13 protein-coding genes are annotated in these 12,789 nt (G+C 73.3%); 4 read left to right on the top strand and 9 right to left on the bottom strand.

Features of this window, described 5'->3' with window-relative positions:
• Window positions 1–142: 142 nt before the first annotated feature.
• Window positions 143–1,507, top strand: coding sequence for a DUF3566 domain-containing protein (locus ABVB68_RS12385; RefSeq protein WP_353600993.1), 1,365 nt, complete (start codon window positions 143–145; stop codon window positions 1,505–1,507).
• Window positions 1,508–1,681: 174 nt separating this feature from the next.
• A complete protein-coding gene (locus tag ABVB68_RS12380; protein WP_353600992.1) occupies window positions 1,682–2,644 on the top strand; it encodes an alpha/beta fold hydrolase in 963 nt (320 codons plus the stop codon).
• A gap of 104 nt (window positions 2,645–2,748) precedes the next feature.
• On the opposite strand, the gene ABVB68_RS12375 is transcribed toward ABVB68_RS12380, so the two are convergent.
• From ABVB68_RS12375 to ABVB68_RS12345, 7 genes are all read right to left on the bottom strand, one after another.
• The gene (locus ABVB68_RS12375; RefSeq protein WP_353600991.1) at window positions 2,749–3,618 is read right to left on the bottom strand and encodes a carbohydrate ABC transporter permease; all 870 of its coding nucleotides are present in this window, start codon (window positions 3,616–3,618) and stop codon (window positions 2,749–2,751) included.
• The gene (locus tag ABVB68_RS12370; protein ID WP_353600990.1) at window positions 3,615–4,574 is read right to left on the bottom strand and encodes a carbohydrate ABC transporter permease; all 960 of its coding nucleotides are present in this window, start codon (window positions 4,572–4,574) and stop codon (window positions 3,615–3,617) included. Before ABVB68_RS12370 ends, ABVB68_RS12375 begins: the two co-directional genes overlap by 4 nt.
• A complete protein-coding gene (locus tag ABVB68_RS12365; RefSeq protein WP_353601059.1) occupies window positions 4,568–5,842 on the bottom strand; it encodes an ABC transporter substrate-binding protein in 1,275 nt (424 codons plus the stop codon). The genes ABVB68_RS12370 and ABVB68_RS12365 overlap by 7 nt, the downstream gene beginning before the upstream one ends.
• 266 nt (window positions 5,843–6,108) lie before the next feature.
• Window positions 6,109–7,089, bottom strand: coding sequence for a GNAT family N-acetyltransferase (locus tag ABVB68_RS12360; RefSeq protein WP_353600989.1), 981 nt, complete (start codon window positions 7,087–7,089; stop codon window positions 6,109–6,111).
• Window positions 7,086–7,286 carry a hypothetical protein gene (locus ABVB68_RS12355; RefSeq protein WP_353600988.1) on the bottom strand — a complete coding sequence of 67 codons (201 nt, stop codon included), beginning with the start codon at window positions 7,284–7,286 and terminating at the stop codon, window positions 7,086–7,088. The genes ABVB68_RS12360 and ABVB68_RS12355 overlap by 4 nt, the downstream gene beginning before the upstream one ends.
• 43 nt (window positions 7,287–7,329) lie before the next feature.
• Entirely contained in the window at window positions 7,330–8,526 is a 1,197-nt protein-coding gene (locus ABVB68_RS12350; RefSeq protein WP_353600987.1) for an exo-beta-N-acetylmuramidase NamZ family protein, read from the bottom strand.
• A gap of 387 nt (window positions 8,527–8,913) precedes the next feature.
• A complete protein-coding gene (locus ABVB68_RS12345) occupies window positions 8,914–9,531 on the bottom strand; it encodes a TOPRIM nucleotidyl transferase/hydrolase domain-containing protein (protein WP_353600986.1) in 618 nt (205 codons plus the stop codon).
• Window positions 9,532–9,828: 297 nt separating this feature from the next.
• Between ABVB68_RS12345 and ABVB68_RS12340 the strand changes: the two genes are divergently transcribed.
• Window positions 9,829–11,082 (top strand): MFS transporter, encoded by a 1,254-nt coding sequence (locus tag ABVB68_RS12340; protein ID WP_353600985.1) that lies wholly within the window; start codon window positions 9,829–9,831, stop codon window positions 11,080–11,082.
• Between the two features lie 374 nt (window positions 11,083–11,456).
• On the top strand, window positions 11,457–11,729 hold the full coding sequence (locus ABVB68_RS12335) for a hypothetical protein (protein ID WP_353600984.1): 273 nt from the start codon (window positions 11,457–11,459) through the stop codon (window positions 11,727–11,729).
• Window positions 11,730–11,817: 88 nt separating this feature from the next.
• Here the strand turns inward: ABVB68_RS12335 and ABVB68_RS12330 are convergent, their stop codons facing one another.
• The gene (locus ABVB68_RS12330) at window positions 11,818–12,240 is read right to left on the bottom strand and encodes an ATP-binding protein (RefSeq protein ID WP_353600983.1); all 423 of its coding nucleotides are present in this window, start codon (window positions 12,238–12,240) and stop codon (window positions 11,818–11,820) included.
• A gap of 35 nt (window positions 12,241–12,275) precedes the next feature.
• On the bottom strand, window positions 12,276–12,716 hold the full coding sequence (locus ABVB68_RS12325) for a DUF3052 domain-containing protein (RefSeq protein WP_353600982.1): 441 nt from the start codon (window positions 12,714–12,716) through the stop codon (window positions 12,276–12,278).
• Between the last annotated feature and the right edge of the window lie 73 nt (window positions 12,717–12,789).

Raw genomic sequence — 12,789 nt, 5'->3', positions numbered from 1 at the left:
CAGGTGCACCGTACGCCCATTCGGCCCCACGCCCCAGAATCGCCCCGGCGCCGCTGCGGGGGCCGGTCCGGCCGGGGTGACGCGGGGCCCCGCCGCCGCGTGGACCTGGTTCTCCGCTCTCCGCGCCGCCCTCAGCGGGTGCATGACCGCGCAATGGTCCATACCGTCGGAGGCACGGACCAGCAGGCCCCAGAGGCCGCCCGGCGGTCGACGGGCCCGTAGGGCACCGCGAGGGGCCGGGCCAGTCAGGGAGACAGGCATGAGCCGAGCCAAGCGCAGGCCCCGCAGCACCCGCGGACAGTCGACCCCGAAGCAGGGCGGCGGTTCCCGCCTCTCTGAAGACCACGGAACCGCCGAGCGGGAGGGCGGGTCCGCCGAGCGCCCACATATAGTGCCCCCGGACGACCCCGCGGCACGTACGGCACCCGGGGCTCGCCCGGACGAGCGGTCGGCGCCGGGGGCGGGGCAACACGCCGCCACCGACGCCCGATCGCACCCGGCACGGGTACCTGCCGACCCGGTGCCCCGCGACTCGGCGCCTTCGGACCCGACGGCCTCCGACTCGATGCCGTCCGATGTGTCCCCTGCCGACCCGGTGCCCCGTGACTCGGTGGCTCCGGGCCCGGCGGCCTCCGATTCGATGCCGTCCGATGTGTCGCCTGCCGACCCGGTGTCCGCCGACCCGGTGCCTCCGGACGCGACGCCATCCGATCTGGTGCCCACCCACCGGCCCGGCCCGGTCACTGCCGGCCGGGCAGCCGGCGACGAGGGACGCCCGATACCGCCCGGCACGCTGTCCACGCCCGGCAGCACGGCCACGCTCGGCAGACCCCCCACACCCGGCAGGCGCCCCACGGCCGGCCCGCGGACGACACGGCTGCGCATATCCGAAGGCGACCCCTGGTCGGTGATGGCGACGAGCTTCCTGCTCCTCGCCGGGCTCGGGGTCATCGCGGTCGCCGGCACACTCGCCGTCTGGACCGTGCTGAACACCATGGCCCCGGAGGATCTGCCCACGCTGACCACCACCCTGACCGTCGGGGGCGGGGTCGTCGTCCTCGAAGTCCTCCTGGGTACCTGCTTCGCGACGCTGAGCACCTTCCTCTACAACCTGTCGGCGCCGTACCACGGCGGCGTCCAGGTGGCTGTGACCGACGACCTGACCGACCCGACCCCGGCCGCTGCCGCGGCTCTGCTGTCCCTGGCCCGAGCCCGCGCCCGCGTTCGCCGCCACCTGCGCAGGCACGCCCCGTCCTGGGCCACCGGCGCCATGCGACGCCTGCCCCACACCCGGGCCGTGCCCTTCATGGCCCGGACGCGTGTCCGCGTTCGCCGCCACCTGCGCACCCACACGCCGCCCTGGGCCTCGGCACGCGGCACGCGACCCGGCCGAGGCCCTCGAAGCAGCGGTGCCATCCGGCCCACCCGGCCTCACCCGACGGCCGACGGACCAGTGCGCACTGCCGACGACGCCGACAACCCCCAGGAAGTGTCCGACACGGCCTGACCACCACCATCGCGCCCGACGGCCGGATACTGACCGCTCCGCAAGCCTGAGGGAGGGCAAGGTGTTCGCCGGCTGACACGCGAGGCCCGGTGCTGTGGGACGAACGGGGCAGATCCGTCACGCCCCCGGCACCGACGCCGCCGTCCGAAGATCACGGCGCGTACGCTCGGGCGCATGGTCAGACATCGGATGCTCGATGTGAACGGCGTTCGGCTGCACGTCGCCGAACAGGGCGACGGCCCCCTGGTGGTGCTCCTGCACGGCTTCCCGGAGTCGTGGCACTCCTGGCAGCGGCAGCTGGGCCCGCTCGCCGACGCCGGATTCCGGGTGGTCGCCCCCGACCAGCGCGGCTACGGACGCAGTGACCACCCCCAGGACGTCGAGGCGTACACCATCCTCCACCTGGTCGGCGACGTCGTCGGACTCGTCCGGGCGCTGGGTGAGGAGAAGGCGTACGTCGTCGGGCACGACTGGGGAGCGCCGGTGGCCTGGCACACCGCCCTGCTGCGACCGGACATGGTGCTCGGCGTGGCAGGCCTCAGCGTGCCGCCCCCCTTCCGCGGAACGGAACCTCCGCTGGCGGCCATGGACAAGAGGTTCGGCGGCCGCTTCTACTGGAACCACATCAACCGATCCGCCGACGCCGACGCCGAGTTCGCCCGGGATCCGCGCACCGCCCTGCGAAAGTTCTTCTACTGGGCCTCCGGTGACGCCCCCGACGCCGGCGAGGGCAGGCAGCCGCTGGTCGACCCCGAGCGCGGCTGGCTCGCGCCCATGCCGGATCCCGAGGTGCTGCCGGACTGGTTCACCGAGGAGCATCTCGACGCACTCACCGAGAGCTTCTCCCAGGGTTTCACCGGCGCCCTCAACTGGTACCGCAACATCGACCGCAACTGGGAACTGACCGCTCCCTGGCACGGCGCCGTCGTCACCTCGCCCGCCCTGTACATCTACGGCGACCGGGACATCGTCCCCGCCTTCCCCGGCACCCCCGAGCTCATCCGGATACTGCCCGCCCTGATGCCCGGCCTGCGGAGCGAGCCCCTCGAACTGCCCGGCTGCGGCCACTGGACCCAGCAGGAACGCCCGGAAGAGGTGAACGCGGCGCTCATCGACTTCCTCCGATCCACCCCCTGACGAGATCCTCCCCGGACGCCGGACGCCGGACGCCGGACGCCGGACGCCGGACGCCGGACGCCGGACGCCGGACGCCGGACGCCGGACGCCGGACGCCGGACGCCTCACTTGAGGCCGCTGAGCATGACGCCCCGGATGTAGTACTTCTGCAGCAGCAGGAAGATGATCAGGACCGGCAGCACGCTGAGCACGAGCCCGGCCATGACGATGGGCATCGTGCGGGTCGGGTCGACGTAGTCCTGCAGGAGCTGGATGCCGACGGGCAGGGTCATCACGTCCGGGTTGGCGGTCGAGACGAGCAGCGCCCAGATGTACTCGTTCCAGGCGTCGACGAAGGTCAGCAGCCCGAGCGTCACCACGACCGGCTTGGTCTGCGGCACCACGATCCGCCACCACACGGCGAACTCGCCGGCCCCGTCGATACGGGCGGCCTCCAGGACCTCGTCGGGGATCGACAGCATGAACTGACGCGTCAGGAAGATCCCGAAACCGTTGACGAGGAACGGCATGGCGAGCGCGGCGATGCTGACGGTCAGGCCCGCGCCGCCGCGTCCGAACAGGTCGTTGCCGCCCGCCATCGGCCAGTGCACCAGGATCAGGAAGTGCGGGATGAAGAAGACGAACGGAGGGAACATCATCGTCGACAGCACCAGGCGGAAGACGAGGTCCCGCCCCGGGAAGCGGAGTTTGGCCAGCGCGTAACCGGCGAGTGACGAGGTCAGCAGCACCGATCCGGTGATCAGGCCGGTGGCGACCACGCTGTTGCGGAAGAGCACCGGCAGATCGAGCTGATCGACCGCCGCACGGTAGTTGGACAGGTCGAACGCCTCGGGCAGGAACCGGTACGGCAGCGTGCCGGCCTCCCCAGACCCCTTGAAGGACGTCATCACCATGTCGAGGAACGGCACCACCGTGAGCACGGCGCCGGTCACGACCACGAGATACGACAGCCACGGAAAACGGCGGCGGATCATGCGTCCTCCCCCTTGCGCCGGAAGATCCACAACTGCACCAGGGTGACCACGAGGACGACCACGAACAGCACGAACGCGGCGGCGCTCGCCGTACCCCAGTCGCCGTAGCTGAAGGCCTGCCGGTACATCTCCAGCGCGGCCACGTTGGTCGCGTCCCCCGGCCCGCCCTTCGTCATCACGATGATCAGCGCGAACGACTGCAGGCCGGTGATGAACTGGGTGACGCACACGAACAGCAGGGACGGCCGCAACAGCGGCAGCGTGATTCTCCGGAAGACGGTGACGGGCCCGGCGCCGTCGAGCGCGGCCGCCTCATAGTAGGACTCGGGAATGGACTTCAGGCCGGCCGTCATGACGAGGATCGCCGTACCGACCGATGCCCACGCCTGCACCACCACGACCGAGGGCAGCGCGGTGTCCGGGTCCTGCAGGAACGCCACCGAGTCAAGGCCGACGGCGTTCAGGACGCCGTTGACGAGGCCGCCCGGCTCGTACATGTACTTCCACACGTTCCCCACGGCGACGACGGTCGTGACGATCGGCAGGAAGTACAGGGTGCGCCACAGCCCCTGGAACCGAAGCCGGTCGATGCAGGCGGCGACGAGCACCGACCCGGCGAGCGCCAGCGCCACGGTGCCGAGGGCGAACAGCAGCGTATTGCTCAGGATCGGCGCCAGGAACGTCGATCCCGCCGCGAAGAGACCGGTGAAATTGTCCAGGCCGACCGGATCGATGTCACCGAGGTCGAAGCCGGCCCAGCGGGACATCGACAGCAGCAGCGCGAAGCCCAGCGGCAGGATCAGGAAGACCGCGAAGAACAGCAGCGTCGGCGCCAGGAAGAGATAGGCGACGACGGCCTGGCGACGCCGGGCCCGGCGGCGGCCGTCGACGGCGGGTGCGGCGGACCGCGGGCCGGGCGCCCGCCCGGTCGTCTCCGGCGCCAGGGTGCTCACCATGGACGCGACACCTCCTGATCGACCTGACGGCGGGTGGTGCGCAAGGCCTCGTCGACCGACTGCTGGCCGGTCCACAACGCCTCGATGTTCTTGCGCAGCAACGACTTGGCCTGCTGGGCGCCCGGCACGTTCGGCTCCGGCACCGCGTACGCCAGCGCGTCCAGGAACGGGCGCAGATTGGGATCGCCGCCCTCGCCCAGGAGCGTCCGCATGTCGTCGGCGCGGCCGGTCAGGGAGCCCACCGACACCTGCAGGGCACTCATCCGGGTCGCCCGCGCGCCCTTCCCGGCGCTCTTCACGCCCACCTTCTCCGCGTTCAGCCAGCGCAGGAACTCCCAGGCCTCGCGCGGGTGCTTGCCGGCCGCGTCGACTCCCAGCATGAACCCGGTGGAGAGGGTGGCGCGCGCACCGCCCGCCTCCGGGACGGGCAGCGCCGTCACGCCGACATCCCGGTAGGCCCCACCCATCTGCGACTTCAGGCTCCCGGTCCACCAGCCGGCGCTGATCACCATGGCCACCTGCCCGGACGCGAACGCCTTGTAGACGTTCACGCCGGGGTCGCTCGCACCTCGGGCGACGAGACGGTGCTCCAGGTCCAGCACGGCCCGGCCGGCCTTCGAGTCGATGGCGGTGCTCCTGCCGTCCGCGGAGACGAACGATCCGCCAGCGGCGTTGAGCAGGGCCAGTGTCTGGCCCACGGTGGTGGAGTCGTCGATGGTCGACAGCCCGAACCCCTGGACCAGCGTGTTGCCGTACTCGTCCCGCCTGGTGGTGCGGTAGGCAGTCTCCTCCAGCTCCCGCCAGGTACGCGGCGGGCCGTCGACGCCGGCCTCGCGCAGCAGCCGCTTGTTGTAGTACAGGGCGTAGGTCTGCACCTCGGTGGGGTAGCCGTAGACCTCACTGCCCACGGAGGACGCCTCGACCGCGGCCGCGCCGTAGCCGCGCCTGATCTCCCGGGCGTGCTCGGACGGAGCGGGCCGCAGGACCCCGGCCCGGACGAGCTGACCGGCCCACAGGCAGTACGGGTGGATGATGTCGGCGCCCTGGCCCGCGGCCTGCCGGACCATGAACGTGGTCAGCAGATCCGTGAACTCGACGGCCTTGGTCCGCACCTTGACCCGGTCGTGCGTGGCGTTCCACTCGTCGACCGGCCCCTGCAGAGCCTCCTTCAGTGCGCCGCTGGCGTAGTGCGAGAGCAGGGTGAGGACGATCGGGTCCCCGGGCCGCCCGGTGCCCTGGTGCGGCGCGGCGCATCCGGCGGTGAGCAGCGCCGAGGGGAGCGCGAGCGCGAAGTGACGGCGGCTCAGCCCACCCGCGCCACCTCCGCGGGACGCGTGCCGACGGCCGTCCGCTCCGCTGCCCTCAGGCGCCGGCGGCCGGGCCGGGCCACCGGCCCGGCTCGCCGGCGTCGTTGGATGGCCTCCCGGCGTCGTTGGATGGCCTCCCGGCGTCGTTGGATGGCCTCCCGGCGTCGTTGGATGGCCTCCCGGCGTCGTTGGATGGCCTCCCGGCGTCGTCGGACGGTCTCCCGGCGTCATCGGACGGCCTCCCGGCGCAGCACGCGGAACTTCCGGGTCGTGGTGAAACCGCTCTTGCGGTACAGATGGCCCGCCGCGGACCGCTCACCGGTCCACAGGAACCACGCGGAGTGCGCGCCGCGCGCCCGCATCCGCTCCAGGACCAGGTGCAGCAGGACCTTGCCGAGCCCGGTGCCACGCGTCTCCTCCAGCACACCGAACGGGCCGAACCGCTCGTCCACCGACTCGTACGCGCCGTGCATCGCCCACCCGGCCAGGCGGCCCGAAGGCTCCCGGACGACGACGATCCGGTCGAGCGGGGTACCCGCGGCCAGACACTCCCGGATCGCCCGCGCCCAGTCCGGGTTGAAGTGGTTCCCGGCGAGCGCGACGAGGTCGACCAGGTCGTCGTCGGACGGTGTGGTGAACCGGTAGCCCTGCGCCGTCAGCTCCTCCGAGCGGCGGGCCACGTCGTCCGGCAGGCGGTACCCGACCAGCCCGCGGTCCATCGCCGCCGCCTCGTACAGTGTGCGGAAGTCCAGGGAATCCAGGAGCCTGGCCGCTTCCGGGTACGCCGCGGCGTCCAGGCCCGGCAGGACGTAGTTCGGGGTGTACGAGGAGAAGTCCACCCGCGTGCGGCCGTGGCCGTGCAGCCAGTCGAGGGCATCGGTCAGCAGCCGGCGGCCGAGCCCCCGCCCGCGCACCGCCGGGTCGACGAAGAAGAACGGGATCCAGCCCTGTTCGGGTTCCAGGTCGGTGCCGGTCACCGGCGTCAGACGGCGCACCGCGTAGGCGGCCCCGACGACCCGGTCGCCGTCGACGGCGACCCGAAGCCCCTCCGGATCGAAGTTGGCGTCCAGCAGCACCAGGGAGCGGAACCGGTCCGGGGTGATGGGATCGGCCGGCGCACTCCGGCGCCATGCCCGCACCACCTGCGGACCGTCACCCACCCGAAAGCCCCGGATCCCGGCCCGGGAGGCGGTCGTGCGATCGCTCATCGACGGGATCGTCCTTCCCTGCGCACGTCGCGCACGCCGTGGGTGCCGCCCACGTCGCGGGCGCCGCGCATGTTGCGGACGCCGCCCACGTCGCGGACGCCGCGCACGTCGCGGACGCCGCGCACGTCGCGGACGCCGCGCACGTCGCGGACGCCGCCCATGTTGCGGACGCCGCCCACGTCTCGGACGCCGCGCACGCCGCCCACGTCGCCGCCCTGCTCCGGCGCGGGGAGTGCCGCGTTACGGATAGAGCAGCACGTCGTCGCCGGCCCACCCGCCGGGCGGCGCCGGTGGATCGCACAACGGCAGCGGGTCCTCGCCCGCGTCGACGGTGCGCCGCAACCGGTCGGACCCCCACAGCAGATCGATGAAATGACGGTGCCCGGTCCCCTCGGCGCCGTCGTCCGTGGTGCGCCAGGCGAAGTCGTCCGGATACAGCCGCCGCAGCGTGGCGAGCATGGCGACGGCGGTGCGCACGGGAGCGAACGCCTCGCGGTCGGTGATGTGGAGCTGGACCCCGCGCAGCGGCCGTCCGGCGTGTTTGTGGAAGGTCGGTACGAAGCGCAGATCACGGAAGTGCACTCCCGGCAGGGCGAGTTCGGTGAGCGAGGGCGCGAATCGCGCGTCGATGTACGGGGCCCCGACGAGCTCGAAGGGCTGCGTGGTGCCGCGGCCCTCCGAGAGGTTCGTCCCTTCGAACAGACAGGTGCCGGGGTAGACGGCGGCGGTGACCGGCGTCGGCATGTTCGGCGAGGGCGCGACCCACGGCAGCCCGGTGGCCCCCGCGTCCGCCTCCCGCCGCCAGCCGGCCGCCTCGACGACCGTCAGGTCGACGGACCGGCCGGCCGCGCGCGGCACCGAGGCGGCGTTGAGGTGGCGGGCCAGTTCGCCGCAGGTGAGGCCGTGGCGGACGGGTATCGGGGCGCGCCCGACGAAGCTGGCCCACTCCGGGTCGAGCGGCGGCCCCTCGCTGACGAGCCCACCGAGAGGATTGGGCCGGTCGGCGACCACGAACCGTACGCCGGTACGGGCCGCCGACGCCATCAGGTCGAACATGGTCCACACATAGGTGTAGAACCTGGCGCCGACGTCCTGCAGGTCGTACACGAGGGCGTCGACTCCGCTGCCGAGCAGCAGTTCGTCGAGGCGGGGGCCGCTGCACCGGTAGGTGTCGTGGACCGGCAGGCCGGTGGTGGCGTCCGTCTCGGCGGCCTCACTCTCGCCCGCCTGGCCGGTGCCGTGCAGCCCGTGCTCGGGACCGAACAGAGCGGTCAGCCGCGCACCGGCCTCGAGCAGCGCGGGTGCGGCAGGCCGCAGGTCGGGCAGGACGCCGGTGTGGTTGGTCACCAGGCCGAGCCGGCCCGGCCCGGCCAGTCCGGGCGAGGTGTGCAGCCGAGCGATCCCGGGCGCCACCGCGACGCGGCCGTCCCTTCTCATCCTTCGCCCCCGTCCGCCGGTGACACTTCGAGACACCTGTCGAAAACCCGCATACTTGCCGAACCTGGAATTTAGCAGTGATTCATCACAGTTCGGGCGGATGGCGGCCGCGGGAGCCCTCGCGGCGCGGCTCCAGGGCGCATCCGGCCGCGCGTCGTCGGCCCCGGGGGCCACCCTGCGCAACGAGCGTTGGCACCGCCTCCGAGGACCGAGGGCGGCCGGCTCTCGTGCTCACCGGCGCGTGCCACCGATGCGCTCACACCGCGGGCCGCGACCGTGCGCCCGGCGGTCGCCGCCGGGCCCTGGCGGTCTTCCTCGGTCTCCGCCTGCTCACCGGCGGCCCGCACGCGTCCCGGTACTCCCGCGCAGGCGGCTGCCGTTCAGTGGTCAGAGGCCGGCGAGCAGGGCGTCGAGCGGGGCGGGTGTGCGCTCGGGGTCGAGGGCCTCGACGAGGACACGGCCGTAATGGATCTTGCGCCCCTTCTTCGTGCCGAGGAAGCGCCGCAACTGCTGCTGCGAGGTGCGGCCGCGCTGCGCGGGCTGGCGCAGGAAGGTCCGCAGGGCGCGCAGGTCGCCCTGGGCCCCGATGAGTTCCTCCACCCGTGCCACGCCGAGCGCGCGGATGAGCTCGTCCTCCAGATCCGCCGCGCACACGAAGAACGCCCGCTGTGCCGCACCGGCCCGCTCCAGGCCGCGCGCGTAGTAGCGGCGCTCCGCCTCGTCGCACAGGCCCGTGAGGCGCAGGCCCAGACCCGGTGGCCCGAGGAGGTGGGCGAAGCGTCCCACGTTCATCGCGCCGCCCATCGCCAGGACGCAGACGCCCTCGGCCTCCAGGTCCCGGCCGCGGCTCGCGGCCAACGCGCCGACCGCCGCGGCATCGCTCGGCCCTTCCAGCAGCACGGCCGCCCGCACGGGCAGCCCTGCGGCCAGTTCGTGCGCGGTCTCGCCAGGGCCACCGGCCGCCCACGCGGTGACCGCCTCCCGGAACGTCCCCATGTCGGCCATGAGCCGAGTCTGCGCCCTCTCCGGCCGCCACGGCAGGGATTTTCCCCGGCGCACCGGCCCGAGGCGGCCCACATCGGGCTCCCGATGGACATCTCCGCCCCCGGCGACGAGAATGGCCGCGATTCACAGCCAGCGACGACACTTCGAGAAACCTGCCCGGTGACGGAGTCGGTGCGGGGCGCGCGTGCCCCTCTCCGCGCCAGCACTGGACGTTTCCAGGCGGCGACCACGGGTCGGTTCATTCGGGCACCGACGACCCAGGTGGGCCGCCCCGCCGGGCAGCGAACAGGACTCGCCGTGCCATCGGCGAACTACCGTTCCCTGCTGCGCACCCCGGGTGCCGCCGCCTTCTTCCTGCCGGCCTCGCTCGGACGCGTCGGCCTGGCGATGACCAGCCTCAGCATGGTCTGGCTCGTGCACAGCCACACCGGCACCTTCGCCGCGGCAGGTCTGGCCGGCGGCGGATTCGCGGTGACCGACGCCCTCGTGGCACCACAACTCGCCCGTCTCCTCGACCGGTTCGGGCAGACCCGGGTCCTGCCGCCGACCCTCCTCGCCCACACCCTCGCCGTGGCCGTCCTCGTGTCCCTGGTCGCCGCCGATGCCTCCGGCGCCCTCCTGGCCCTGGGCGGCGCGCTGGTCGGGGCCAGCGTTCCCCAGCTCGCCGCGATGTCCGCGGCACGCTGGGCGGCACTGCTGCGCACCGACCGAGCGGCGGAACTGCCCACCGCCTTCGCACTGGAGTCCGTCGGCAACACGGTGGCCTACCTCGTGGGCCCGACGCTGGTCAGCGCACTCGCCGCCGCCGGACACCCCCTGGCCGGCACGCTGCTGGCGGCCTCCTTGACCGTGGCCGGCGGTCTGGTCCTCGCGGCGCAGCGCGGCAGCGCGCCCGCACCGGCGGCCGACGGCGCCCCGCACGCCCGCAGGGACCGAACGGTGTTCCGCAGCGAGGTCCTCGTGCTGATGGGCGTCAATCTCGCCCTCGGGGTGTTCTTCGGCGCCATGCAGGTGTCGGTGACCGCGTTCGTGGTCGAGCACGGCGCACCGGGCGCCGCTGCCGCGGTCTTCGCCGTATCGAGTTGCAGCGGCCTGCTGGCCGGATGGCTGTACGGGCTGCGCCGGTGGCGTGCCACGGCCCCTGTGCAACTGTTCGCGGTGACGGGTGCGCTGATGCTCGGCACTCTGCTGCTGTTCACGGTCGGCTCACCACTCGGGCCGGGACTGGTCGTGGTCCTCACCGGTGCCACGATCCCGCCCCTGCTGGTGCTCTTCGCGGTGCTCACCGAGTCGAGCGTCCACCGGGCCGTCCTGACCCAGGCGTTCTCCTGGCTCGGCTCCGCGAACGCGGCGGGGTCGGCGGCCGCGGCGGCGGTCTCCGGCTGGGCGGTCGACTCGCTCGGGGCGCGCGGTGGTTTCGCCGTCACCGCCACGGCCGCCGCCGCGATGACACTCCAGAGCCTCGCCGGGCTGCGCCTGCTGCGCACCGGAAGAGGGGGGCCGACCCGCGCGCAGCCGGCGACGGACCGAGGCGACCCGCCCGCGGCCTGACGGGGCCCGGGGGAGAGGCGCGCGGACGGGACCCGCGTGTGCGGGCCCACGGTATGCCCGCTCGCGGGGCCGTGTCTGCCCCCTCGTGAAGACGCCGCAGGCCGGGAGGAGAAGACGCCGCGGGGCCTGGCGGAGAAGACGCCGCGAAGACGCCGCAGGCTGGACGGAGAAGACGCCGCAGGCCCGGACCGACAGCGCACTGCGGGCCGCGGCTGCGAAGGCGCCGCAGGCCGGGCCGGGCAGGACCGCCGGGCCGGGCAGGACCGCCGGGCCGGGCAGGACCGCCGGGCCGGGCAGGACCGCCGGGCTGGGCAGGACCGCCGGGACGGGCCGGGCCGGGCCTCGCTGTCAGTGCCGGCTGCGAGGCTGGACGGATGGACGAGGACGATGAGCAGCTGCTGCGCGGCCGGGTCTACGGCCGCGACCACGACAACCCCGGCCCTCGACCGGGAGCGCGCTACGTCGAGTTGGTCGGCGGCCCACTGGACGGCCTGCTGCTCGACGTCACCGGCTGGACGCGGGGCGAGATCGGCACCGGTGTGGCCCTCCCCACCGAGCTGGGGCGGTTCGGTGCCGGCGGCCGGGCGATGTACGAGCCGCGCCCCGGCGACCCACGCCGCTTCGACTGGACCGGTGACCTCCCGTGAGAGCGGGCGGTGCGGGCGGCTCCGGCGGCCGCACCCGCGACCGGCCGTTACTCGGCGCAGGGCAGCCCGAGCCGGTCTGCCGCCCGGGCTAGGCGACGGTGGAGGGCGGGGGTGGCTGGAAGCAGGCGGTGACGTCCTTGCCGTAGGGGCAGCGGTAGACCTTCCAGTCGTCGGCGAGGGCGTTGATCAGAAGCAGACCGCGGCCCCCCAGCGCTTCCTCGCCCGGGTGCCGCTGCTCGGGCAGCCGAGGAGACGCGTCGTGCACGGTCACGTGCAGGCAGTCCCGGTCCCACGTGAGGATCAGCTGGGCTGCGCTGTGGGCGTGCACGTGGGCGTTGGTGACGAGCTCGGACACGGTCAGGAGCACCGCGTCCACCAGGTCCGGTGCCGTCTGTGCCCAGCCGAGCGACGCGAGGTGGTCTCGCGTCCAGTCCCGGGCGACCTTCACCCCGCTGCTCACGGGCAGCGAGCGCGCCCATCCCACAGCCCTCAGCGAGGAACTGTCCTCCATGGTCTCCTCCTTCAGCGCGCAACGGCGGGTGCGTGTCACGTGTGCCCGGAAACCGTGGACACAAGGGGGTTACCGGGCCTGCGCATCGGTGCGAGCCCCGTACCGGTCCAATCCGGTACGGCCACCTCGCCCATCCCCGTCAGTCCGGCAAGACGGGCTGCCTCACCGATCTCGCGCGGTTCGACGTACCCGTAGCGCCCCTGACCGGGAGTGAACAGCCAGACGCGCCCGGCCGCCCCGACGGCGCTCGCGGTGTCCAGCAGAGCGTCGGTGAGATCCCCGTCCTCCTCGCGCCACCACAGCAGCACCGCGTCCACGCGGACGTCGGTCTCCGCGTCGAGAAGCTCTTCCCCCGTCACCCCCTCGACGGCCGCACGCACCTCCTGGTCGCAGTCCTGGCCGTAGCCGACTTCCCGCACCGTCTGGCCGGTAGCCAACCCGAGCCGCTCGGTCAGCTCCCTCTCCGCCGTCGTCATCCGCCGCCCTGCCCTTCTCACCACCGCGCGCGTCCCGTGGATGTCGCGACGTTCAACGGGTGCCACACCCGAA

The sequence above is a fragment of the Streptomyces sp. NPDC096012 genome (assembly GCF_040426375.1).
GTDB lineage: Bacteria > Actinomycetota > Actinomycetes > Streptomycetales > Streptomycetaceae > Streptomyces.
Note: the sequence above shows the minus strand (reverse complement) of the source record. Positions and strands in the feature narration are given on the sequence as shown.